Here is a 22,212-nt window from a genome sequence, read left to right as displayed (position 1 = left end):
TGCTCGCGGCGTCTTCGCCGTCGTCACGCCGGGTCAGGATTTTGGTGCGGACGTGCCGCCGACGTCGGGTGTCTGCGACGTAACGGGGGTCGGGGCTGCGGGCGCCTCGACGGAGGCCGCCGTGCCGGCGTCGGTGGCCGCAGGAACGTTCTCGTCCTTCATGGCCTTCATCTCGCCCTTGAAGACGCGAGCCGACTGACCCATGCTCTTCGCGAGCGCGGGAAGCTTGGCTGCGCCGAAGAGGAGCAGGATGACGGCGAGGACGATCAGAAGGTGCCATCCGGTGAGATTGCCCATGTCGAAGTCCTTTCGGCGGGTTCCTTCAGTGTAACCCGCGATGTCCCCGCTGGCGCTCAGGCGGCCACGTCTCGGGCCTGCGGCGGCCGGTCAGGCGTGCCGCGGCGTGGCAGACGCTCAGCCGCTCGCGCGCGGTGCGGTGTCGCTCAGGCGTACTGCGCGAGCGCGGCATCCGCCCACGCCGCGGCCGCGCGGCGGGCCGACGGCGGGCCGATGACCTCGACGAGACCTCCTCGCCGCGTGACGAGCCGACGCAGGATCACCTCGTCGGCGACGCGCATCGTGGCGACCGTCACGCCGTCGGCCGTTTCGAGCGTCGCGCGGTCGAGGTAGTCGCCCAGCAGCGGTGCGACGCCCTCGGCGAAGCGCAGACGGACGACGATGTCGCCGCCGCTGTCTTCGAACCAGTCCGGCAGCCGATCCTGACCGTGCGTGATCGGGATGCCCGTGAGTTCGGGATCGCTCACACGGTCGAGGTGGAACGTGCGGATCGACTGCCGCAGGTGGCACCAGCCCTGCAGGTACCACTGGCCGCTCGCGATGTGCACCTTGACGGGGTCGACGGTGCGGGTGGTGGGCGCGGCGTCCGGAGCCTTGTAGGTGAACGACACCGCGACGCCGCGCTGCAGCGCCGTCGCGACGGTGTCGCGCACCGCATCGACGGGACCGGGCGCGACGATGACGTCGACGGGAGTGCCCGACGCGCCGCGCGCCAGCTTGCCGAGCAGTCCGTTGAACAGATCGGTGTCCCCCACGCCCGGGATCGCCCGAGCGAGCTGGAGTCCGGCCAGCAGCGCGGCTGCTTCGCGGGCGGTGAGCTTGGGAGCGCGCTCGAGCCCGACGGCGTTCGTGATCACGACGACGTCCTGCGCGTCGAGGAGGTCCCAGTCGATGTCGAACAGCTCGTTCGCCATCTGCCAGTAGCCGCTGTCGCCGGGGAGCCCGATGACGGTGAGCTTCTCGACCATCGCGCGCATCTGGGCGGGGGTGACGTCGAACTCGTCGGCGGCCTCGGCGATCGACACCTCGCCCTTGCCGATCAGGTACGGCACGAGCTGGAGGATGAGGGCGGCGCGATCGGTCGCGACGAGCGGCTTGCGGCGACTCATGCGGCTCCCCCGTTGAGGTCGCGCGCGGCACGCAGGCGAGCGATCACCTGGTCGCGCAGATCGGCCGGCTCGACGACGCGGACCTCCGGCCCGTACGACGCGAGCTCGTCGGCGAAGACGTGCACGTCGACGTAGGGGACGTGGATGCCCTGATCGGCCGGCGTCGCGCGACGACTCAAGCGCAGCGACGCCTCGGTCCCGGGATTCACCTCGAGCAGCGCGATGCTGCGCGCGGCGAGTTCTTCGAGCCCGGCGAGACCCCGCTCGCCCGCTCCCTCGCGCAGCGCCGGATCGAACGACTCGCGTGTCGTCTCGACGTCGCCGACGATGCGCGAGAGGAGGAACGTGCGATCGGCCTGCATGTCGAGGTCGAAGCCGAAGACGTGCCAGCGGGCTTCGTACTCGACGAGCGCGAGAGGACGGATGCGACGCACCCGCGCGCCCGATTCGCCGGGCTTGAGGTAGGTGAACCGCACCACACGCGACTTCTCGATCGCCTGCTGAAGGGCGGGGAATGCGGGGTCGGTCACGCTGATCCGCGGCGAGAAGCCGATGATGGGCTCGTCGACGGCGATGCCGAGGGCTCGGATCTTGCGCAGCCCCGTGCGTGCGTCTTCGGACAGCGAGCTCTCGCTCCACACTCCGCCGGCGAGATTCAGCAGGGCGAGCTCAGCGGGGGTGAACGTGATGTCGTCGGGAAGCTCGTACTCCGCCGTCGGCACGCGATAGCGGGCTTCGCGCAGGTCGTCGGGATCGGCCCAGTCGCCGATGGTCTCGATCGGGACGCCGAGACCGCGCAGGCTCTCCTTGTCGCGCTCGAACATCTTCTCGAGGGCGTCCTTCGACGCTCCGGCCTCGGCCTGCTCGCGGTAGCCCGAGACGTTGCCGAGGATCGTGTCCTTCGTGAGCCCCTGCTCGGTCGCCATGAGCGCCACGACGAGGTTGACGAGACGCTCCTCGGGCGGATTCTTCACGGACGGGGTCGCAGGCACCGTCTCATCCTAGGCTCGCCGAAGGGCTTCGCCGCGGCTTTCGGTACTACTGCGCGGCAGTGGCGTCGGTGCCCAGGATGTCGACGACGTAGATGAGGGTCTCGTCGTCACCGGGCACGATGACCATGACCTGCGAGCCGACCGTCTGCCCCGTGAGGGACTCGGCGAACGGCGGAGCGTCGTCCCCGAACGTGATCGCGGGAGGCGCGGCATCCCACGTCGTCTGCGCCTGCGTCTTGCTCTTCCACCCGACGCTCGTGTAGTTCACGCGCACCGGCGTCTCGCCCGTCACGACCTCGCCGTCACCGCGGATGATCGTCTCGACGACGACGTCGGTCGGGGGCGCGGAGTCGGGCACCACGACGCCCGGACGCCCGTCGACGGCGCGGACGACGCTGGGCAGGCCGAGGCCGGAATTGAAGACGTCGGTGCCTTGAGCGCGGGCGAGGTAGACCTGCCGCAGGTCGACCACGGCCACCGCCGCGTCGCCCTCGCGGATGCCGACGGCCTGCGCCGTCTCGGCGCCGATGCTGTCGGCCGGGAGCGCGACCACGACGCGCGAGCCCTCGGTCGCGCAGCGGAGGCCGTCGGACAGGCCCGGGAGGACCTTCGTGAGCTCGGAGAGCTGCACCGGGCGCGTCGAGCCGAAGAACGGCTCGGCGTCACCGTCCTCACCGCTCACGACGGTGAGGTCGACGGCGACGAGCTGCGCGTCGGTCGTGATGGCGTTGCCCTCGCCGACGATGACGTCGTCGGATGCCGTCGTCTTCGGCGTCAGGGGGCGGTAGACGTCGACCGTCGCCTCGGAGCCGAAGTCGCCGGACACCGTCACGACGTCGGAGAGACCGGGGTCGGCGACGGGCCGCTCGCAGGCGCCCGCGCTCGTGGACGAGCAGCCGGTCAGGACGGCGACGGTGAGGCCGAGCACCGCGAGAGCGGCCGTGGTGAGGGGGATCTTGCGCACCGTGACAGCCTAGCTTCTACGCTTCTTCGTCCGTGCCCGGGTCGGCGTCGGCGCCCGATGCCTGGCGCGCGCCCGCGGCGTGCTTCTGCGCCTCGCGCACGCGCTTGCGCAGCTGCTTGTCGGTGATCTGGCGATCGCCGACCGCTCCAGGGGTCCACGCCTCGACGTCGGCGTCGCCGTAGGACGGCGTCTTGGCGGCGCGCTTCTTGACGTCGGGCGGCACCGCCCCGGGCGCGAGCCGCCGCGCCGTGATCAGGAAGCCCGTGTGCGCGACCATGCGGTGGTCAGGACGCACGGCGAGTCCCTCGACGTGCCACCCGCGCACCATCGTCTCGCTCGCCTCGGGCTCGGTGAACAGTCCCGTGCCGCGGATGTACTCCGCGACGCGGCTGAGCTGTGTCGCGGTCGCGACGTAGCAGAGCACGACACCGCCCGGAGTCAGCACGTCGGCGACGGCGTCGATGCACTCCCACGGCGCGAGCATGTCGAGGACGACCCGATCGACGGATGCCGGGGCGGCGGCATCCGGCAGCGCCTCGACGAGATCGCCCACGACGACGTCCCAGTTGACGGGCGCGTCACCCGTGAACGTCTCGACGTTGGCCTTGGCGACCTCGGCGAAGTCCTCGCGTCGCTCGAACGATATGAGACGGCCCTCGGATCCGATCGCGCGCAGGAGCCAGAGCGACAGGGCGCCCGAGCCCACGCCCGCCTCGACGACGACCGCGCCCGGGAAGATGTCGGCCTGCGCGAGGATCTGCGCCGCATCCTTCGGGTAGACGATCGCCGCCCCGCGCGGCATCGACATCACGAAGTCGCGCAGGAGCGGACGCAGCGCGAGGTACTCGTGACCGCCGCTGTTCGACACGACCGAGCCGTCGGGCTGACCGACGAGATCCGCGTGCTTGAGGACGCCGTGGTGCGTGTGCAGCTCGCCGCCCTCGCGCAGGGTCGTCGTGCTCATGCGGCCCTTCGGCCCCGTCAGCTGCACGCGGTCGCCGATGCGGAAAGGCCCGCTCGGCCGCTCGGCACCGGTCATCGTGTTCCTCCTCGTGCGCGGTGGGCGGCATGGAATACGGCGAGATCCGCCGTCGCGCGCCCCTCGAGCGTCGGCCAGACGGCATGCGCTCCGGCCCCTGTGATCGACACCATGAGGGGCACTCCGATGACGGAGGCTCCGGATGCCACGGCCGACCGCAGTCCGTTGGGGGAATCCTCGATCGCGACGACCTCCTCGGGGGACACCCCCAGCGCTTCGCACGCCTGGAGGTACGGATCGGGGAAGGGCTTCGGGCGGGTCGACTCGTCGCCCGCGATGATGACGTCGAAGGCGTCGAAGTCGATCAGGTCGACGACCGTGTCGGCCATTCGGCGCAGGGACATCGTGACAAGACCCGTCTTGACGCCGGCCGCGCGCAGATCCGCGAGCAGCTCTCGTGCACCCGGCCGGAACGGCACGCCGTCGTCGCGCAGGCGGTTCATGACGGCATCCGTCAGATGCGAGACGATCGCCTGCTCGCTCATCCGCACGCCCGCAGCCTGAAGGATGCGGGCGGAGTCCTCGAGTCCCATGCCGACGAGCTGCAGTGCCTGCTCGTGCGACCAGGTGCCGCCGTAGCTCTCGATGAGGCTCGTCTCGGCGCCCATCCAGTACGGCTCGGTATCGACGAGAGTGCCGTCCATGTCCCAGAGGACCGCGGCGAGAGAAGGCGAAGTCACCGGTCAAGCCTACCGAGGGCGATCCTCCGCCCCGGCTCCGGGCAAGCGGCCTATCCTGGTTTGATCCCGCATCCGGCGGGCGAAGGGAGTCAGGTGGACGGACTGGGCAGCAAGGTCATCGTCGCGGCGTTCGACGGATGGAACGACGCCGGCGAGGCCGCGTCATCCGCCGTCGCTCATCTCCGCGAGAACGGCGACTACGAGCCCGTCTTCTCCGTCGACCCCGAGCTGTACTTCGACTACCAGTACACGCGGCCTCAGGTCGAGGCCGACAGCGAGGGGCGCAGGTCGCTCCGCTGGCCCGAAGCGACGCTGCTGCGTCCGACAGGCCCCGTCGACGGCACCGAGCTCTGGCTGCTCACGGGTGTCGAGCCGGCGCGGGCGTGGCAGGCGTTCGCCGCCGAGTTCATCGACCTCGCCCTGCGCGAGGACGTCACGGGCCTCGTCTCCCTCGGCTCGATGATGTCGGACGTGCCGCACACCCGACCGATCTCGATCTTCGCCGGCAGCGACAGCGATGCCCTGCGCTCGCAGCTCGGGCTCGAGCGCAGCACGTACGAGGGCCCCGTCGGCATCCTGAGCGTGCTGGGCGTCGCGGCCGAAGCAGGCGGCATCGCCTCGGCGAGCCTGTGGGCGAGCGTGCCCCACTACGTCGCCGGACACACACCGTCCCCGAAGGCGACGCTGGCGCTGCTGGAGCGCCTGCAGGTGATCACGGGCGCTGTCATCCCCCAGGGCGATCTCTCGTCGCAGGCCGCCGCGTGGGAGGCGTCCATCGACGCCGCCGCGGCGGACGACGAGGAGATGACGGAGTACATCCACCAGCTCGAGCGGACGCGCGACACGTGGGACTCGCCCGAGGCGTCGGGCGACGCGATCGCCGAGGAGTTCGAGCGGTTCCTCCGTCGCGGCGGCGACGGTCCGAGCAAGCCGGGGCGCGACGAACCCCGCCGCTAGGCCAGCTTCTGCGCGAGCATCACGAGGATGCCGCTGGGTCCGCGCAGGTACGTGAGCTTGTAGACGTCCTGATAGTTCGCGACGCCGCGGAGCGGGAAGCAGCCGTGCCGCGCCGCGATCTCGAGCGAGGCGTCGATGTCGTCGACCGAGAACGCGACACGGTGCATGCCGATCTCGTTGGGGAGCGTGGGCGCGGTCTCGATGGCATCGGGATGGATGTACTCGAAGAGCTCGAGCTGACCCTGGCCGTCGGGCGTCTGCAGCACCGCGATCTTCGCGTGGTTGCCGTCGAGACCGACGGCGGTCGACGCCCACTCACCGCTCACCTCGTCGGTGCCGACGACCGTGAGCCCCAGGTCGGTGAAGAAGGCGATGGTCTCGTCGAGATCGCGCACGGCGATCCCGACGTTCTCGAGATGGATGGACATGAGGGGATGCTACGGCTGCAGCACTCCCGTGGACAGCAGCACCAGCACGAGCGAGCCGAGGGCGACCCGGTAGACCACGAACGGCAGGAAGCTGTGCTTGGAGATCCAGTTCATGAAGAACGCGATGACGCCGAGGGCGACGAGGAACGCGACGCCGGTCGCCGCCGCGGTCTCGCCGAGGGTGAACACGCCGGGCTCGTCCCAGTTCTTGAAGAGCTGGTAGAAGCCGCTGCCGAACACCGCCGGGATCGCGAGGAGGAACGCGTAGCGCGCCGCCGCCGCCCGCTCGAAGCCCATGAACAGACCCGCGGTGATCGTTCCGCCCGATCGCGAGACGCCGGGGATGAGCGCGAGCGCCTGCGCGCCGCCGAAGATGCTCGCGCGGCCGATCGTGAGGTCGTTCAGCTTGCGCTTCTTGGCCCCCACGTGATCGGCGATGCCGAGCAGGACGCCGAAGAAGATGAGCATTCCCGCCACGAGCCAGAGCGAGCGGAAGGTCGTCTCGATCTGGTCCTGGAAGAGCAGGCCCAGCACCACGATCGGGATGCTCCCGAGGATGATGAACCAGCCCATCTTCGCGTCGGGGTCGTTGCGCGGGATCCGGCCGAACAGCGCCTTGAACCAGTTGCCGATGATCCGCACGATGTCGCGCCAGAAGAACACGACGACGGCCGCCTCGGTGCCGATCTGCGTGATCGCCGTGAAGGCGGCGCCCGGGTCTTCCGCGGAGGGCAGGAACGCGCCGACGATGCGCAGGTGCGCGCTCGACGAGATGGGCAGGAACTCCGTGAGCCCCTGGACGAAGCCGAGGAAGATCGCCTCGAGGAAGTGCATGCGGGATCCTTCAGTACGTGCGGAGGAGATCGGCGAGCACGTGCTCGCCGAAGACGAGGGCATCCAGCGGCACGCGCTCGTCGACGCCGTGGAACATGCCGGTGAAATCGAGGTCGGCCGGCAGCCGCAGCGGAGCGAAGCCGTACCCCGCGATCCCGAGCGACGCGAGGGCCTTGTTGTCGGTGCCGCCGCCGAGCAGATAGGGGATGACCGGGGCTCCCGGGTCGTGGCGGCCCAGCGCTGCGACCATGGCGTCGACGAGATCGCCGGAGAAGGGCACCTCGAGACCGATGTCCTCGTGCACGATCTCGACCTCGACGTCGTCGCCGACGATACGGCGGATGTCGGCGAGGGCCGCCTCTTCGGTTCCCGGGAGCACGCGCACGTCGATGAGCGCCTCGGCACGGTCGGGGATGACGTTGTGCTTGTACCCCGCGGCGAGGCCTGTCGGGTTCGTCGTCGTGCGCAGCGAGGATCGCAGGAATCCGGATGCCGCGCCCGCCGACGACGCCAGGGCGTCGGGATCGGAGGCATCCCTCCCAGTGATGGACGCGAGTCCGTCGACGGTGGCCTGCGTCGTCGCGGTGAGGCGAAGGGGCCACTGCGTCCGGCCCAGGGCCGCGACCGCCTCGGAGAGCCGCGTGACGGCGTTGTCGTGGTGGAAGCTCGACCCGTGCGCGGCCCGGCCGCGCGCGACGAGGCGGATCCACAGGAGCGCCTTCTCCCCCACCTGCAGCAGGTACGCCCGCCGATCGCCGACCGCGACGGAGTAGCCGCCGACCTCGCTGATCGCCTCGGTCGCACCCGCGAACCACTCGGGGCGGTCCTTCACGACGAGTGCGGATCCCTCGACCCCGCCGTTCTCCTCATCGGCGAAGAAGGTGAGGATGAGGTCGCGCTCGGGCTGATCACCGGATCGGAGGATGCCGGCGACGGACGTGAGGATCATGGCATCCATGTTCTTCATGTCGACCGCACCCCGGCCCCACAGCATGCCGTCCTTGATCTCACCCGCGAAGGGGTCGACGCTCCAGTCGTCGGCGATGGCGGGGACGACGTCGAGGTGACCGTGGACCACGAGGGCCGGCTTCGAGCGATCCCGCCCCTCGACGCGCGCCATGACGTTCGTGCGCTCCTCGATCGGCTCGTAGAACTCGGGCGTCAGACCGAGATCCGAGAGGTACGCGCCGACGTACTCGGCCGCTGCCCGCTCGCCGTTCGACCGCCCGCCGCCGTAGTTCGTGGTGTCGAAGCGGATGAGATCCTGCGCGACCCGGACGACCTCGGGCAGTTCGGAATCGGTCGTAGGCATGCCGACTAACCTACCCGCCCGCACGCGACCCCGGCGACGTCCGCGTCGCCGCGTAACGGACAAAGCAAAAAGCCCCCTGACGGGGGCTTTTCACTCTGTGCGCGAGGGGGGACTTGAACCCCCACGCCCGTTAAAGGGCACTAGCACCTCAAGCTAGCGCGTCTACCTATTCCGCCACCCGCGCAAGGTGGTTTCGGTTTTGCAACCGAGGAATGACATTACCAGACTCGTGGGCCATCGAAGAATCGGCGGTGCTAGCCGACCGAGACGCCGAACAGCAGGCCGAGCGCGTAGGTGATCGCGGCGGCGCCGAAGCCGATCGCGAGCTGACGCAGCGCGCGCTTGAGCGGCGGACCGCCCGAGAGCAGGCCGACGGCCGCACCGGTGGACATGAGAGCCACCCCCACCAGCAGCAGCGCGAGCAGCACGGCCGGCAGCCCCGACAACCCGAACAGCCACGGCAGCACGGGGATGATCGCACCCGATGCGAAGAAGAGGAAGCTCGACAGCGCCGCGCCCCACGCGCCGCCCACGACCTCATGGTCGTCGGCCGCCTCGACCTCGCGTCGATAGGGCACGCTGCGGTCGGCCTTCTGCGCGTGCGAGACGATCGAACGCGCGCGCTCGAGGGCATCCGTCGCCGACATCCCGCGCGTGCGGTAGACGAGCGCCAGCTCGTTCGCGTCGAGGTCGAGGTCGGGGAGGACGTGATCGGCGAAGTTGCTGGGCTCCGTGGCATCCAGCAGCTCCCGCTGAGACCGCACCGAGACGAACTCCCCCGCCCCCATCGAGAGGGCGCCCGCCAGCAGACCCGCGAGGCCGCTGAACAGCACGAACGGCCCGCCGACGCCCGTCGCACCGATGCCGAGCACCAGCGCGAGGTTCGACACCAGTCCGTCGTTCGCACCGAAGACCGCCGCGCGGAACGTCCCCGAGAGCCGCCGTCGACCGCGCGCGGCCAGGCCGCGGACCACCTCGTGGTGGATCTTCTCGTCGGCGGCCATCGTCGGCGTCGCGAACGGATCGGTCTCGTACGGCGACCGTGCTTCGGCGTTCTGCGCCAGAGCGAGCACGAAGATCGACCCGAATCGCCTGGCCATCCACCCGAGCACGACCGTGCCGGCATCCGCTCGCGGGAGGCGGGCCGGCTCGCCCCCGAGGAGCCCGAGCCAATGCGCCTCGTGGCGTCCCTCGGCGTCCGCGAGCTCGAGCAGGATCTCGCGCTCCTCGCCGTCGCGTCGCGACGCGAGAGACCGGTAGACCTCTGCCTCGGCGCGCTCGTTGACGAGGTACTGCGCCCAGCGCTTGCGGTCGCGGGCGGTGGGTTCTGCGGGCGCGCTCAATCGATGCCTCCGACGGCCGGTGAAAGGGGACACTCCACGCTAGCCAGGCGTTCTGCTCGAACCTCCGCGGATCCGCGGATTGACAGCATTTCGGGGATCCGAAGCGTCAGTCCTCGAGTGCTCGGGAGAGCCCCCGCTCCCCCGCCCGCATCACGGCGGCGTGCGCCCGCTCGAATAGGGGCCGCAGAGCGAACGCTGTGGCGTTCATCCATCGTCTCTCGGTCTCGACGTCCCAGTGGAAGACGATGGATGCGGCATCCGCACGCTCGACGACGATCGCGACCTCTCCGGTCCCGACGAGGTCACCGGCGCTGCGCGCCGCGACGCGCACGCCCGGCACGACCTCGACGAGCGTGAGCCGCACGCGCAGGCGGTACCCGAGTGGGCTGCGCACGGCGAGCGTCATCCGCTCGCCCGCTCGCAGCGCTGCGGGCGCCTCGACGAGCTCGACGTTCCGCCACCACGACGTACCGCCTCCGGGCCGCAGCATGCGCTCGATCTCGCTCCAGCAGCGCTCGGCGCTCGCGGGGACCTTCCAGCGCGAGACGAACGAGTAGGCGGCGGCCATGACCGCGAGTCTACGAACGATCCCGGCGCGTGCTGCCGCTCAGGAGCGCACGCGATTGCGCAGCACGTCGATGCGGGACTGCAGCTGGGCGACGGTGGCCTGAGCGACGGCGGGACCGCCGCAGACGCGGCGCAGCTCCGCGTGCACGGCGCCGTGCGGCTCGCCCGACTGGCGCGCGTAGAGCCCGACGAGGCTGTTGAGAAGCTGCCGCTGCTCCTTGAGGTTGCGGTGCAGAGCCTGCGGAAGCGCGGCGGGCGCGGCATCCGTCGACGCGCCGTCGGCCGCTTCGCGTGCCTCGCGCGCCTTGCGGTGCCGGCCCTGGCGCGACTGGCGCTGCATGAGCAGCTCGTGCACGTGCTCGGGCTCGAGCAGTCCGGGAAGACCCAGGAACTCCTCCTCTTCGGGCGTGCCGGGCACCGCGAGCTGACCGAACTCCTTGCCGTCGAAGAGCACGCGGTCGAAGTGCGCGAGCGAGCCGAGCGCCTGGTAGGTGAACTCGTACGCCAGGTCGTCGGAGGTCGTATCGCCCTGCTCGGCCTGCGCGAGCAGGTCGTCGTCGAGCGCCCATTCGTCGTCGCCGTCGCTGTCGCGATCGAGGGCGTGATCGCGCTCGACCTCCATGGCGTTCGCCAGCGCGAGGAGCTGCGGCACGTTCGGCAGGAAGACGCTCGCCGTCTCGCCGCGGCGTCGGGCACGCACGAAGCGGCCGATCGCCTGCGCGAAGAAGAGCGGCGTCGAGGCGCTCGTCGCATAGACCCCCACGGCGAGCCGCGGAACGTCGACGCCCTCCGACACCATGCGGACGGCGACCATCCACCGCGAGGTCGAGGCCGCGAACTGCTCGATGCGCGCGGACGCGCCCTCTTCGTCCGACAGCACGACCGTGGTCTGCTCGCCCGTGATGCGTGTGAGGATCTCGGCGTAGGCCCGGGCGGCGGTCTGATCCGTCGCGATCACGAGGCCGCCGGCATCCGGAACCTGCTCCCGGACCTCGGCGAGTCGGCGGTCCGCCGACCGAAGGACGGCCGGGATCCACTCCCCCTCGGGGTCGAGGGCCGTGCGCCAGGCCTGGGCCGTGATGTCCTTCGTGTTGTCCTGACCGAGCTGGGCCTCCATCTCGTCGCCGGTCTTCGTGCGCCAGCGCATCTGGCCGGCGTAGACGAGGAAGATGACGGGCCGCACGACGCCGTCCTCGAGCGCCCGACGGTAGCCGTAGTTGTAGTCGGTGCGGGAGACGCGGATGCCGTGCCGATCGGGGTGGTACTCGACGAACGGGATGGGTGCCGTGTCGCTGCGGAACGGCGTGCCGCTCAGCAGCAGGCGCCGGGTCGCACGTGCGTAGGCCTCGCGCAGCGCATCGCCCCAGCTCAGGGCGTCGCCGCCGTGATGCACTTCGTCGAGGATCACGAGCGTCCGGCGATCGTGGATGAGGCGCTCATGGACGGACGCCTTCACCGCGACCTGCGCGTAGGTCACCGCGACGCCGTGGAACTGCCGCGACGGCAGGCCGTGGCGATTGCTGAAACCCGGATCGAGGCGGATGGAGACCTTCGCCGCCGCATCCGCCCACTGCGTCTTGAGGTGCTCGGTGGGCGCGACCACGACGATGCGCTCGACGATGCCGCGGCGCATCAGCTCGCTCGCGAGACGCAGCGCGAACGTGGTCTTGCCGGCGCCGGGCGTCGCCGCCGCGAGGAAGTCGCGTGGTCCGCCGCCGGGGCCGTCGGGACCGTCGAGTCCGAAGTAGAGGTCGAGTGCCTCGGCCTGCCACGCGCGCAGGCGCTGAGCCGTGCCCCACGGCGCACGCTGCGGATACGAAGGAGACAGATGCTCGGCCGCGAAACTGCCGATATGCGCGTCGGCGTGGCCGGACGTGTCGTCGGCGACGCCGGAGAGGGCGGTCGTCGATTCGTCCACGCGTTCCCCTCCCGGCACAGCGAGTCTCCACACTAAGCGATGCCGGGGACGTCCTCGCGACAGCGGGCGGCTCGGCGATACCCTCGAAGCTGGTCACGAACCGAGGAAGAACCATGCCCCCCACTGACGCGAATCGCACACCCCTCGCAGACAACGCCGGCCCGCACCCGTGGCGGCGCTACGTCGCGATCGGCGACTCGTTCACCGAGGGCATCGGAGATCCCGTTCCGGGCACGGCCGACCACCGCGGATGGGCCGATCGCGTCGCCGAGGTGCTCAGCGGGCAGGTCGACGACTTCTCCTATGCGAACCTCGCCGTGCGGGGGAAGCTGATCGGCCAGATCGTGGCCGACCAGATCGAGCCCGCTCTCGCCCTCAAGCCCGACCTGGTCACGTTCTCGGCCGGCGGCAACGACGTCATCCGCCCGGGAAGCGATCCCGACGCCGTGGCCGAGATCTTCGAGGACGCCGTCGTGCGCCTCTCGAGCGGCGGCGCGACCGTCGTGGTCTTCACGGGCATCGACACGAACTTCACGCCCGTGTTCCGCGGCATCCGCGGCAAGGTGGCGATCTACAACGAGAACATCCGCGCGATCGCGGAGAAGTACGACTGCATCGTCGCCGATCAGTGGGCGCTCAAAGAGGTGCAGGACATGCGCTTCTTCGACGACGACCGCCTGCACTACAACGCCCTGGGCCACCACGAGGTCGCCCGGATGGTGCTGCGGACCCTCAACGTGCCGAACGATCTTCAGCCCATGCAGCCCGATCCGATCCCGGCGCGCACATGGCGCGAGGCGCGCGCCGTCGACCTGGTGTGGGCGCGCGAGTACCTCGTGCCCTGGGTGCTGCGGCGCGTGCGCCACCAGTCCTCGGGCGACCGCATCACGGCGAAGCGGCCCGAGGCGCTGCCGATCGTGACGCTCGCGCCCGGCCCGCAGCACGGCAGGGTCCCCGGAAAGGGGCCGGATGCCTCGATCCCGCCGGGCGAGAAGGTCTAGCTACCTCCGGCGCAGCTCCCAGAGCGCGACGGCGGAGGCCGCGGCCACGTTGAGCGAGTCCACGCCCCCGGCCATCGGGATCGTCACGACCGTGTCGGCGGCAGCGAGAGCGCGCCGACTGAGTCCGTCGCCCTCGGCGCCGAGGAGCAGTGCCACGCGATCCGGACGCGACGACGCGAAGGCGTCCAGCGCCACGGCGTCGTCGGCGAGGGCGAGTGCGGCGAGATGGAAGCCGAGCGCGTGCAGCTGCGGGCCGGCGACGCGCCAGTCGGGGATGCGGGTCCACGGCACCTGGAAGACCGTGCCCATCGAGACGCGGACGCTCCGGCGGTAGAGCGGATCCGCGCAGCGCGGAGAAACGAGCACGGCGTCGGCACCGAGTCCCGCGGCGGCGCGGAAGATCGCTCCGACGTTCGTGTGGTCGACGAGGTCCTCCAGCACGACGACCAGCCGCGCGTCGCGCACCACATCGGCGAGCGGCCGATCCGCGGGCCGGTGCATCGCCGCCAGCGCGCCGCGGTGCACGGCGTAGCCGGTCAGCCCCTCGGCGACCTCGGCGGACACGACGTACAGCGGGACGTCGGGGTGTCCCGACAGCAGATGCGCGGCATCCGGAACCCACTTCTCCTGCACGAGAACCGAGCGCGGACGATGCCCCGCCTCGATCGCACGTGCGATGACCTTCGACGACTCGGCGATGTACAGGCCGCCCTCGGGTTCGAGCACGCGCCGCAGGGCGACGTCCGTGAGATCACGGTAATCGGCGAGCCGATCGTCGTCCGCCGATTCGATGCGCTCGGGGATCACTCCCCCACTATCGCACGCGCAACACGCACGAAATCCGACGACCCTAGACTCGGGAGACGGAGGGGGTGGATGCCGTTGACCATGATCGTTCAGGATGCCGTGGCCGCCGCCGTGGACGCCCTCGCAGGTCGTCGCATCGCCGTCCTCACCGGGGCGGGCGTGTCGACCGACTCCGGCATCCCGGATTATCGCGGCAAAGGCGCGCCGGTGCGCACGCCCATGACCGTCGAGCAGTACCTCGCGAGCCCCGCCGCCCGCCGCCGCTACTGGGTGGGCAGTCACCTCGGCTGGAAGGTGTTCGCCGCCGCCGAACCCAACCGCGGCCACCTCGCGCTCGCCCGGCTCGAGGAGCGCGGGCTTTCGACCGGCATCGTGACGCAGAACGTCGACGGTCTGCACGTGCGGGCAGGCTCCCGACGCGTCGTCGAACTGCACGGCACGATGCGGAGGGTCTTCTGCACCCACTGCGGCCAGGTGTTCGACCGCCGCGATCTCGCGATCCGCGTCGAAGCCGACAATCCGTGGATCACCGTGCCCGAGAACGTCCCCCTCGGTCCCGACGGAGACGTCCTGCCCGAGAGCACCGACGGCTTCGTCGTGCCCGACTGCAGCGTGTGCGGCGGCATGCTCAAGCCCGACGTCGTGTTCTTCGGCGAGTTCATCCCCGCCGAGAAGTTCCGCGAAGCCGAGCAGCTCGTGCGCACGAGCGAGGCCCTCGTGATCGCCGGGTCGTCGCTCGTCGTCAACAGCGGCATCCGGCTGCTCGAACGGGCCCGGCGGCGTAGGCTGCCGATCGTCATCGTCAACCGGGGCGCGACGCGCGCGGATGCACGGGCGACGGTCAAGATCGACGCGGGCACGAGCGAGGTTCTCGAGGCGCTGGCGTCCACCCTCCCGCAGATCTGACAGGCTGGAAGGGTGACGACCCTCTTCCTCGTGCGCCACGGCGAGACCGACTGGAACCGCGACCGCCGCATCCAGGGGTCCACCGACATCCCGCTGAACGACACGGGCCGGCAGCAGGCGCGGGATGCCGCGGCGTCCCTCCGCGCCGACCTGGGGGACGCGGACCCGGTCGTCGTCTCGAGCGATCTCGCCCGTGCGCGGGAGACCGCGCGGATCATCGCCGAAACGTGGGGAGTGCCGCTCGGCGCGGCATACTCCGACCTGCGGGAGCGGGCGTACGGCGATGCCGAGGGTCTCGGCACGACTGAGTTCATCGAGCGCTGGGGCGACTGGTACACCGCCGAAGTGCCCAACGCCGAGTCGTGGGCGGATCTGCGAACGCGGGCGATCCGCGGCATGCGGATGATCGCGCGCGACGTGCGACGCAGCGCGACACCCACGGCCCCGGTCGTCATCGTCACGCACGGCGCCCTCATCCGCGAGGTGATCCGCCATGCGACGGCCGGCGAGCTCCCGCCGGCCGGCGAGAGGCTGGCCAACGGCGCGAGCTTCGGATTCCTGCTGGAGCGCGAGCGGCTCAGCATGCACACGTACGCGGGGAGCGTCCTAGTCTGAGGGCATGGCAGCCCCCGAGACGATCGACGAGTACATCGCGGCGCAGCCGCCCGAGGTCGCCGAGCGCCTGCGGCGCATCCGCACCGTCGTCGAGGCCGAGGTCCCCGACCACGAGGAGCGGATCCGCTACGGGATGCCCGCCGTCATGCTCGGCGGTCGCTACGCCCTGCATTTCGCGGGCTGGAAGAAGCACATCGGCCTCTACCCCGTGCCGACGCTCGACGAGCCGCTCGAAGCCGAGGTGGCGCCGTACCGTTCCGAGAAGGACTCGGTGGTCTTCCCGCACGCGCGGCCGGTCCCGTACGACCTGATCGGTCGGATCACGGCGGCGATCGTCGCGAAACGAGGCGGCGCCTAGACCCGGCGTAGCAGAGCGCGGGCGTGACGCAGCACCGGCTCGTCGACCATGCGTCCGTCGTAGGCGAAGACACCGCGCTCCGCCTCGGCGGCGGCGAGCACGCCGCGCGCCCACGCGATGTCGAGAGCACCGGGACGATAGGCGTCCCGGATGATCGCGACCTGGTTCGGGTGGATGCAGGCGGTCGCGGCGAATCCGGACGCCGCGGCGTCCGCGGCCTCGATGGCGAGCCGCTTCGTGTCGGCGATGTCGAGATGCACGGCGTCGATCGCGGCCTTGCCGCGGGCACCGGCGGCGAGCAGAACGCGGGAGCGGGCGTAGCGCGCGATGTCGCGATAGCGCCCGTTCGGCTTGCGGCTCGACGTGCCGCCGAGCGAGGCGACGAGGTCCTCGGCACCCCACATGAGCGCGACGACGTTGTCGAGTGCGGCGATCTTGTCGGCCTGCGCGATGCCCTTCGCCGTCTCGCACAGGGCGACGATCTCGAACCGCGCATCGATCTTCGCCAGGCGCTTCGGAGACGCGGCCTTCGCGACCATGATGCGGCGATAGTCGGTCTGGGACAGGGTCGCGAGATCCGAGACGAACGCGTCGGTCTCGGGAGGATTGATCCGCACGATCACGCGCTCGGGATCGAGCTCCGATTCGATGAGCGCGCCGCGCGCCGCGGCCTTGGCGTCGGCCGAGACGGCGTCCTCGAGGTCGAGGATGACGGCATCCGCCCGTTCCGCCGCCTTCTCGTACCGCTCGGGGCGGTCGGCGGGGCAGAAGAGCAGGGCGGGACCGAGGTCGAAGCGGGTCATGACTCTCCTCGGGTCGGACGGCACCACATGAGGGCGACTCGGGTCGCGGTCGCGACCACCTCTCCCCGCTGATTGCGCCCCGTGTGCGTCATGGTCACGATCCCCTGACCCGGGCGCGAGTCCGAGAGCCGCTTGTCGATGAACTCGGTCTCGACGTACAGCGTGTCGCCGTGGAACAGCGGCGCGGGGAACGCGACGTCGCTCAGGCCGAGCTGTGCGACGAGTGTGCCCTGCGTGACCTGCGAGACGGATGCCCCGACCATCGTCGAGAGCGTCCACATCGAGTTCATGAGACGCTCCCCGAACGGCTGCTGCTCTGCGAACGCCGCATCCAGATGCAGCGCCTGCGTGTTCATCGTGAGCGACGAGAACAGCACGTTGTCGGCCTCTGTCGCCGTCCGTCCCGGGCGGTGCAGATACCTGGCGCCGATCTCGCACTCCTCGAAGTAGAGCCCGCGCTGCACGATGTCCGCCACGGTTCTACGCTACTCCGAGCGCCCGGGCGATCACGAGGAGCTGCACTTCGCTCGTGCCCTCGCCGATCTCGAGGATCTTCGAGTCGCGATAGTGGCGCGCGACGGGGTACTCGTTCATGAATCCGTTGCCCCCGAAGATCTGCGTCGCGTCGCGCGCGTTGTCCATCGCCGCGTCGCTCGCCGTGAGCTTGGCGATGGCCGCCTCGGTCTTGAACGGCTTGCCCGCGTCGCGCAGCCGCGCGGCATGGTGCCACGCGAGACGGGCGTTGTGCACGCGCAGCTGCATGCGCGCGATCATGAACTGGATGCTCTGACGGGTCGCGAGCGGATCACCGAACACCGTGCGCTTCTTGGAGTAGTCGATGGCGGCTTCGAGGCATCCCTCCGCCGCTCCGGTCGACAGGGCCGCGATCGCGATCCGACCCTCATCGAGGATGTGCAGGAAGTTGGCGAACCCGCGACCGCGCTCGCCGAGGAGGTTCGCTTCGGGCACGCGTGCATCCACGAACGTGAGCGGGTGCGTGTCGGACGCGTGCCAGCCGACCTTGTCGTATGCGGGCTCGACGGTGAAGCCCGGCGTGCCGTGGGGCACCACGATCGTCGAGATCTCCTTGCGGCCGTTCGCCTCGCCCGTCACCGCCGTCACCGTCACGAACCGGGTGATGGGCGTGCCCGAGTTTGTGATGAACTGCTTCGCGCCGTTGACGACCCACTCGCCGCCGTCGAGCTTCGCCGTCGTGCGGGTCGCGCCGGCATCAGAGCCCGCCTCCGGCTCCGTGAGGCCGAAGCCCGCGAGCGCACGACCGGCCAGCAGATCGGGCAGGAGCTCCTCCTTCTGCGCGTCGGTCCCGAAGCGGAACACGGGCATCGCGCCGAGCGACACGCCCGCCTCGAGGGTGATCGCGACCGACTGGTCGACGCGGCCGAGCGCCTCGATCGCGAGGCAGAGCGCGAAGTAGTCGCCGCCCTGTCCGCCGTACTCCTCGGGGAACGGCAGACCGAACAGGCCGAGCTCCCCCATCTGCGCGACCACGCTCATCGAGAGCGTCTTCGTGCGATCGGCTTCGTACGCCTGCGGCGCGACGACCTCGTCGGCGAAGTCGCGCACCATCCGGGCGAGCTCGCGCTCGTCGTCGGTGAGATTCGCGTGGTCCATGGGGTTCTCCTCGGGTTCAGTCCGCCTCGTGGGCGGTCACGTGTGCCAGCACCTGATCGCGACGCACCTGGTCGCCCACGGCGACGTCCAGACGCACCACGCCGTCGTGGGGCGCGGTCACGGGGTGCTCCATCTTCATCGCCTCGATCGTGACGATGCGGGATCCTGCGGCGACGGTCGCGCCGTCGGGGACATGCACGGCCACCACGGCGCCCGGCATGGGGGCGCGCAGCTCCGGGGCGGCGGCGATGGATGCGGCATCCCGCGCCGCCAGGCGACGCTCCATCGCCTCACGGCGCGACATCGGCCTGAGCCGCACGTTCGCGCCGTCCGCGTGAACCCAGAGCCAGCCGTCCGCGTCGGACTCGACCGATGCATCGCCGACCTCCGCTCCGCCTGCGACGGCCGAGTGGATCGTTCCCTCGGCGTCCTGGATCAGCGCCCTCCGGAGCACGGGCTCCCCGCCCGCACGCCACCCCGACCCGTCAGACCACAGCCGTCCCGCTCTCCGGGAGGGAGAATCCGTCCCGATCGCGACACTCGCCGCAGGCGGCTTGTTCGCGACGCCCAGAGCGACTCGCGCGGCAGCGATCGCGAGTGCGGCAGGCGACGGTGCCGCGGCGACGAACGGGGGAAGGCGATCGATCAGACCTGTGTCCAAGTCGCCCGCGGCGACGGACGGCTCGGCGATCAGGGCGCGCAGGAACGCGATGTTCGACTCGACTCCCAGGAGGACCGTGTCGGCGAGGGCGGCGTCCAGCTTCGCGAGCGCCTCCGCACGATCAGCGCCGTACGCGATGACCTTCGCGATCATCGGGTCGTAGTCGGCAGTCACGACCGAACCGGTCTCGACCGCCGCATCCGTCCGGGCCTCCTGCGACGGCGCCCAGGCGAGCACCTCTCCGGTGGCGGGCAGGAATCCGCGCTCGGGGCTCTCGGCGTAGACCCGCGCCTCGATCGCGTGGCCGTCGAGCCGCACGTCGTCCTGGACGATCTCGAGCGGGAGCCCGGCGGCGACCCGGAGCTGCTGCTCGACGAGGTCGATCCCCGTCACGAGCTCGGTCACGGGGTGCTCGACCTGCAGGCGGGTGTTCATCTCGATGAAGAAGAACTCGTCCGGCCGGTCGCCGGCGACGAGGAATTCGACGGTTCCGGCGCCGCGATAGTCGACGGATGCCGCGGCCGCGCACGCGGCGGCGCCCAGTCGTGCGCGGGTCGTGGCATCCACCACGGGTGACGGCGCCTCTTCGACGACCTTCTGGTGCCGGCGCTGCAGCGTGCATTCGCGCTCGCCGAGATGGACGACGTTCCCGTGCGCATCGGCGAGGACCTGCACCTCGATGTGGCGCGGACGCTCGATGAGCCGCTCCAGCAGCAGGGTGTCGTCGCCGAACGCGCTCGCCGCGACACGCCGTGCGGTCGCGAGCGCGTCGGGCAGCTCGGCGGCATCGCGCACGACCTGCATGCCCTTGCCGCCCCCGCCCGCGGAGGGCTTGATGAGAAGCGGGAAGCCCGCGGCATCCGCAGCGTCGGCGATCTCGGCATCCGTCATCCCGGCCGCACTGAAGCCGGGCACCGTCGGCACCCCGTGCGCCTCGACGTGGACCTTCGAGCGGATCTTGTCGCCCATGACCTCGAGCGCGCGCTCCCCCGGGCCGATGAAGACGATCCCCGCCGCCTCGCAGGCGCGGGCGAAGGCGACGTTCTCGGAGAGGAAGCCGTACCCCGGGTGGACGGCCTGCGCGCCCGCCGCGACGGCCGCTGCGATCACCGCGTCGATGTCGAGGTACGAGGCGGATGCCGCGGCCGGTCCGATCCGCACGGCGACATCGGCTTCGCGCACGTGAGGGGCGTCGACATCGGCGTCGCTGTAGACGGCGACGGAGCGGATGCCGAGAGCGCGCAGGGTGCGGATGACGCGCCGTGCGATCTCGCCGCGGTTGGCCACGAGCACCGTGTCGAAGAGCTGGTCGGTCATGGGGTCACATCCGGAAGAGGCCGAAGCGCGTGTCGGGAAGGGGCGCGCGCGAGACGACGTCGAGCGCAAGGCCCAGGAGGTCCCGCGTGTCGGCGGGGTCGATCACGCCGTCGTCCCACAGGCGGGCGGTCGCGTAGTACGGGTTGCCCTGCTCCTCGTACTGCGCGCGGATCGGTGCTTCGAATGCGGTCTGGTCATCGCCGGACCACTCCTCGCCGCGCGCTTCGAGCTGATCGCGCTTGACGGTGGACAGGACCGATGCGGCCTGCGGACCGCCCATCACCGAGATCCGCGATCCGGGCCAGGTCCACAGGAACCGGGGCGAGTACGCACGACCGCACATCGCGTAGTTGCCGGCGCCGAACGAGCCGCCGATCACGACCGTGAGCTTCGGAACGCGCGTCGTCGCGACGGCGGTCACCATCTTGGCGCCGTCCTTCGCGATGCCGCCGGCCTCGGCATCCTTCCCGACTATGAAACCCGCGATGTTCTGCAGGAACAGGAGCGGGATCCCGCGCTGATCGCACAGCTCGATGAAGTGGGCGCCCTTCTGCGCCCCCTCGCTGAACAGGACGCCGTTGTTCGCCACGATGCCGATCGGGTGCCCGTGCAGCCGCGCGAACCCGGTGACGAGCGAGTCGCCGTACTCGCGCTTGAACTCGTGGAACTCGCTCGCATCGACGAGCCGCGCGATGACCTCTCGCACGTCGTACGGCTGGTTGACGTCGACCGGGACGACTCCGTAGAGATCGTCGGCGGCGACCGCGGGAGGACGCGATGCCACGACCTCCCACGCCGGCGCGAGAGGCGCCGGGAGCGTCGCGACGATGTCGCGCACGATCTCCAGCGCATGCTCGTCGTCCTCGGCGAGGTGATCGACGACGCCCGAGCGCTGCGCATGCAGCTCGCCGCCCCCCAGCTCCTCGGCGCTGACGACCTCGCCGATGGCGGCCTTCACGAGCGGCGGTCCGCCGAGGAAGATCGTGCCCTGGCCCCGGACGATCACGGTCTCGTCGCTCATGGCCGGGACGTACGCACCCCCCGCCGTGCACGAGCCGAGAACCGCGGCGATCTGCGGGATGCGCTCGGACGAGAGTCGCGCCTGGTTGAAGAAGATGCGACCGAAGTGATCGCGGTCGGGGAACACCTCGTCCTGCTTCGGCAGGAACGCGCCGCCCGAGTCGACGAGGTAGACGCACGGCAGCCGGTTCTCGAGGGCGATCTCCTGCGCGCGAAGGTGCTTCTTGACCGTCATCGGGAAGTACGTGCCGCCCTTGACCGTCGCGTCGTTGCAGACGACCATGACCTGGCGTCCGTGCACGAGGCCGATGCCCGCGATGACGCCGGCTGCGGGTGCCTCTCCGCCGTAGAGGCCGTTCGCCGCGAGCGGTGCGATCTCGACGAAGGGACTCCCCTCGTCCAGGAGACGCGTCACGCGGTCGCGCGGCAGCAGCTTCCCGCGGGCGACATGCCGATCGCGGGATGCCTCGGGTCCGCCGAGCGATGCCACGGCCAACCGCGACCGCAGGTCGTCGGCGAGATCCGCCTGGGCCGTCCGCGTGCGCTCGAACGCGTCGTCGTGGACGACCGCGGTCGTCAGTGCGCTCATGTCATCTCCGTCGACGTCACGATCGGGTCACACGCCTTGTCGGCGCGACCTCCGGATGGTTAG

Annotated in this window: 23 protein-coding genes and 1 tRNA gene; 5 read left to right on the top strand and 19 right to left on the bottom strand. The window is 70.6% G+C overall.

The window, feature by feature from the left end:
* Positions 1–33: 33 nt before the first annotated feature.
* From tatA to ACTIFV_RS13030, 6 genes are all read right to left on the bottom strand, one after another.
* Positions 34–297, bottom strand: a complete 264-nt coding sequence (gene tatA / locus ACTIFV_RS13055; RefSeq protein ID WP_439593222.1) for a Sec-independent protein translocase subunit TatA — start codon at positions 295–297, stop codon at positions 34–36.
* Positions 298–443: 146 nt separating this feature from the next.
* Complete coding sequence (locus tag ACTIFV_RS13050; RefSeq protein ID WP_439593221.1) at positions 444–1,406, bottom strand: helix-turn-helix transcriptional regulator; 963 nt, start codon at positions 1,404–1,406, stop codon at positions 444–446.
* The gene (locus ACTIFV_RS13045) at positions 1,403–2,398 is read right to left on the bottom strand and encodes a helix-turn-helix transcriptional regulator (RefSeq protein WP_439593220.1); all 996 of its coding nucleotides are present in this window, start codon (positions 2,396–2,398) and stop codon (positions 1,403–1,405) included. The genes ACTIFV_RS13050 and ACTIFV_RS13045 overlap by 4 nt, the downstream gene beginning before the upstream one ends.
* Before the next feature lie 46 nt (positions 2,399–2,444).
* Positions 2,445–3,362 (bottom strand): FKBP-type peptidyl-prolyl cis-trans isomerase, encoded by a 918-nt coding sequence (locus ACTIFV_RS13040; protein ID WP_439593219.1) that lies wholly within the window; start codon positions 3,360–3,362, stop codon positions 2,445–2,447.
* 16 nt (positions 3,363–3,378) lie between these two features.
* Positions 3,379–4,401 (bottom strand): tRNA (adenine-N1)-methyltransferase, encoded by a 1,023-nt coding sequence (locus tag ACTIFV_RS13035; protein WP_439593218.1) that lies wholly within the window; start codon positions 4,399–4,401, stop codon positions 3,379–3,381.
* Positions 4,398–5,081, bottom strand: coding sequence for an HAD family hydrolase (locus ACTIFV_RS13030; RefSeq protein WP_439593217.1), 684 nt, complete (start codon positions 5,079–5,081; stop codon positions 4,398–4,400). Before ACTIFV_RS13030 ends, ACTIFV_RS13035 begins: the two co-directional genes overlap by 4 nt.
* 93 nt (positions 5,082–5,174) lie before the next feature.
* Between ACTIFV_RS13030 and ACTIFV_RS13025 the strand changes: the two genes are divergently transcribed.
* A complete protein-coding gene (locus ACTIFV_RS13025) occupies positions 5,175–6,038 on the top strand; it encodes a PAC2 family protein (protein WP_439593216.1) in 864 nt (287 codons plus the stop codon).
* On the opposite strand, the gene ACTIFV_RS13020 is transcribed toward ACTIFV_RS13025, so the two are convergent.
* The 7 genes from ACTIFV_RS13020 to ACTIFV_RS12990 all read right to left on the bottom strand — a co-directional run bounded on the left by ACTIFV_RS13020 (position 6,035) and on the right by ACTIFV_RS12990 (position 12,374).
* Positions 6,035–6,466 (bottom strand): VOC family protein, encoded by a 432-nt coding sequence (locus ACTIFV_RS13020; protein WP_439593215.1) that lies wholly within the window; start codon positions 6,464–6,466, stop codon positions 6,035–6,037. The two genes, ACTIFV_RS13025 and ACTIFV_RS13020, sit on opposite strands and share 4 nt — an antisense overlap.
* A 9-nt stretch (positions 6,467–6,475) precedes the next feature.
* The gene (locus ACTIFV_RS13015; protein ID WP_439593214.1) at positions 6,476–7,300 is read right to left on the bottom strand and encodes an undecaprenyl-diphosphate phosphatase; all 825 of its coding nucleotides are present in this window, start codon (positions 7,298–7,300) and stop codon (positions 6,476–6,478) included.
* A gap of 10 nt (positions 7,301–7,310) precedes the next feature.
* On the bottom strand, positions 7,311–8,612 hold the full coding sequence (locus ACTIFV_RS13010) for a M20/M25/M40 family metallo-hydrolase (protein WP_439593213.1): 1,302 nt from the start codon (positions 8,610–8,612) through the stop codon (positions 7,311–7,313).
* Positions 8,613–8,710: 98 nt separating this feature from the next.
* Positions 8,711–8,796 (bottom strand) — tRNA-Leu (locus ACTIFV_RS13005).
* Positions 8,797–8,866: 70 nt separating this feature from the next.
* Positions 8,867–9,955 carry a VIT1/CCC1 transporter family protein gene (locus tag ACTIFV_RS13000; RefSeq protein WP_439593212.1) on the bottom strand — a complete coding sequence of 363 codons (1,089 nt, stop codon included), beginning with the start codon at positions 9,953–9,955 and terminating at the stop codon, positions 8,867–8,869.
* A 106-nt stretch (positions 9,956–10,061) separates the two neighbouring features.
* Positions 10,062–10,523 (bottom strand): hypothetical protein, encoded by a 462-nt coding sequence (locus ACTIFV_RS12995; RefSeq protein WP_439593211.1) that lies wholly within the window; start codon positions 10,521–10,523, stop codon positions 10,062–10,064.
* A 39-nt stretch (positions 10,524–10,562) separates the two neighbouring features.
* A complete protein-coding gene (locus ACTIFV_RS12990) occupies positions 10,563–12,374 on the bottom strand; it encodes a DEAD/DEAH box helicase (RefSeq protein WP_439593363.1) in 1,812 nt (603 codons plus the stop codon).
* Between the two features lie 179 nt (positions 12,375–12,553).
* Between ACTIFV_RS12990 and ACTIFV_RS12985 the strand changes: the two genes are divergently transcribed.
* Positions 12,554–13,441: an SGNH/GDSL hydrolase family protein gene (locus tag ACTIFV_RS12985; RefSeq protein ID WP_439593210.1), complete on the top strand. Its 888-nt coding sequence runs from the start codon at positions 12,554–12,556 to the stop codon at positions 13,439–13,441.
* On the opposite strand, the gene ACTIFV_RS12980 is transcribed toward ACTIFV_RS12985, so the two are convergent.
* Positions 13,442–14,248: a TrmH family RNA methyltransferase gene (locus ACTIFV_RS12980; protein WP_439593209.1), complete on the bottom strand. Its 807-nt coding sequence runs from the start codon at positions 14,246–14,248 to the stop codon at positions 13,442–13,444.
* A gap of 69 nt (positions 14,249–14,317) precedes the next feature.
* Between ACTIFV_RS12980 and ACTIFV_RS12975 the strand changes: the two genes are divergently transcribed.
* The 3 genes from ACTIFV_RS12975 to ACTIFV_RS12965 are packed head-to-tail and all read left to right on the top strand — an operon-like array spanning position 14,318 to position 16,127.
* On the top strand, positions 14,318–15,154 hold the full coding sequence (locus ACTIFV_RS12975; RefSeq protein ID WP_439593208.1) for a Sir2 family NAD-dependent protein deacetylase: 837 nt from the start codon (positions 14,318–14,320) through the stop codon (positions 15,152–15,154).
* 12 nt (positions 15,155–15,166) lie between these two features.
* Positions 15,167–15,769, top strand: a complete 603-nt coding sequence (locus ACTIFV_RS12970; RefSeq protein WP_439593207.1) for a histidine phosphatase family protein — start codon at positions 15,167–15,169, stop codon at positions 15,767–15,769.
* 4 nt (positions 15,770–15,773) lie between these two features.
* Positions 15,774–16,127, top strand: coding sequence for an iron chaperone (locus tag ACTIFV_RS12965; RefSeq protein WP_439593206.1), 354 nt, complete (start codon positions 15,774–15,776; stop codon positions 16,125–16,127).
* Here ACTIFV_RS12965 and ACTIFV_RS12960 read toward each other — a convergent pair.
* The 5 genes from ACTIFV_RS12960 to ACTIFV_RS12940 are packed head-to-tail and all read right to left on the bottom strand — an operon-like array spanning position 16,124 to position 22,149.
* Positions 16,124–16,930 (bottom strand): HpcH/HpaI aldolase/citrate lyase family protein, encoded by an 807-nt coding sequence (locus ACTIFV_RS12960; protein ID WP_439593205.1) that lies wholly within the window; start codon positions 16,928–16,930, stop codon positions 16,124–16,126. The two genes, ACTIFV_RS12965 and ACTIFV_RS12960, sit on opposite strands and share 4 nt — an antisense overlap.
* Positions 16,927–17,406, bottom strand: a complete 480-nt coding sequence (locus ACTIFV_RS12955) for a MaoC family dehydratase (RefSeq protein ID WP_439593204.1) — start codon at positions 17,404–17,406, stop codon at positions 16,927–16,929. The genes ACTIFV_RS12960 and ACTIFV_RS12955 overlap by 4 nt, the downstream gene beginning before the upstream one ends.
* 4 nt (positions 17,407–17,410) lie before the next feature.
* The gene (locus tag ACTIFV_RS12950) at positions 17,411–18,562 is read right to left on the bottom strand and encodes an acyl-CoA dehydrogenase family protein (RefSeq protein WP_439593203.1); all 1,152 of its coding nucleotides are present in this window, start codon (positions 18,560–18,562) and stop codon (positions 17,411–17,413) included.
* Between the two features lie 16 nt (positions 18,563–18,578).
* On the bottom strand, positions 18,579–20,540 hold the full coding sequence (locus ACTIFV_RS12945) for an acetyl/propionyl/methylcrotonyl-CoA carboxylase subunit alpha (RefSeq protein ID WP_439593202.1): 1,962 nt from the start codon (positions 20,538–20,540) through the stop codon (positions 18,579–18,581).
* A gap of 4 nt (positions 20,541–20,544) precedes the next feature.
* The gene (locus ACTIFV_RS12940; RefSeq protein ID WP_439593201.1) at positions 20,545–22,149 is read right to left on the bottom strand and encodes a carboxyl transferase domain-containing protein; all 1,605 of its coding nucleotides are present in this window, start codon (positions 22,147–22,149) and stop codon (positions 20,545–20,547) included.
* Positions 22,150–22,212: the final 63 nt, after the last annotated feature.

The sequence above is a fragment of the Microbacterium sp. genome (assembly GCF_051860965.1).
Taxonomy (GTDB): Bacteria; Actinomycetota; Actinomycetes; order Actinomycetales; family Microbacteriaceae; genus Microbacterium.
This window is presented reverse-complemented; position numbering and strand designations above follow the sequence as displayed.

Excerpts from the sequence above, each read along its gene's own strand:
- ACTIFV_RS13020 (WP_439593215.1), bottom strand. The coding sequence starts at position 6,466 with ATGTCCATCCATCTCGAGAACGTCGGGATCGCCGTGCGCGATCTCGAC.
- ACTIFV_RS13010 (WP_439593213.1), bottom strand. The coding sequence starts at position 8,612 with ATGCCTACGACCGATTCCGAACTGCCCGAGGTCGTCCGGGTCGCGCAG.
- tatA (WP_439593222.1), bottom strand. The coding sequence starts at position 297 with ATGGGCAATCTCACCGGATGGCACCTTCTGATCGTCCTCGCCGTCATC.
- ACTIFV_RS13015 (WP_439593214.1), bottom strand. The coding sequence starts at position 7,300 with ATGCACTTCCTCGAGGCGATCTTCCTCGGCTTCGTCCAGGGGCTCACG.
- ACTIFV_RS12950 (WP_439593203.1), bottom strand. The coding sequence starts at position 18,562 with ATGGACCACGCGAATCTCACCGACGACGAGCGCGAGCTCGCCCGGATG.
- ACTIFV_RS12960 (WP_439593205.1), bottom strand. The coding sequence starts at position 16,930 with ATGACCCGCTTCGACCTCGGTCCCGCCCTGCTCTTCTGCCCCGCCGAC.
- ACTIFV_RS12965 (WP_439593206.1), top strand. The coding sequence starts at position 15,774 with ATGGCAGCCCCCGAGACGATCGACGAGTACATCGCGGCGCAGCCGCCC.
- ACTIFV_RS13050 (WP_439593221.1), bottom strand. The coding sequence starts at position 1,406 with ATGAGTCGCCGCAAGCCGCTCGTCGCGACCGATCGCGCCGCCCTCATC.
- ACTIFV_RS12985 (WP_439593210.1), top strand. The coding sequence starts at position 12,554 with ATGCCCCCCACTGACGCGAATCGCACACCCCTCGCAGACAACGCCGGC.
- ACTIFV_RS13035 (WP_439593218.1), bottom strand. The coding sequence starts at position 4,401 with ATGACCGGTGCCGAGCGGCCGAGCGGGCCTTTCCGCATCGGCGACCGC.
- ACTIFV_RS12940 (WP_439593201.1), bottom strand. The coding sequence starts at position 22,149 with ATGAGCGCACTGACGACCGCGGTCGTCCACGACGACGCGTTCGAGCGC.
- ACTIFV_RS12945 (WP_439593202.1), bottom strand. The coding sequence starts at position 20,540 with ATGACCGACCAGCTCTTCGACACGGTGCTCGTGGCCAACCGCGGCGAG.
- ACTIFV_RS12995 (WP_439593211.1), bottom strand. The coding sequence starts at position 10,523 with ATGGCCGCCGCCTACTCGTTCGTCTCGCGCTGGAAGGTCCCCGCGAGC.
- ACTIFV_RS12975 (WP_439593208.1), top strand. The coding sequence starts at position 14,318 with ATGCCGTTGACCATGATCGTTCAGGATGCCGTGGCCGCCGCCGTGGAC.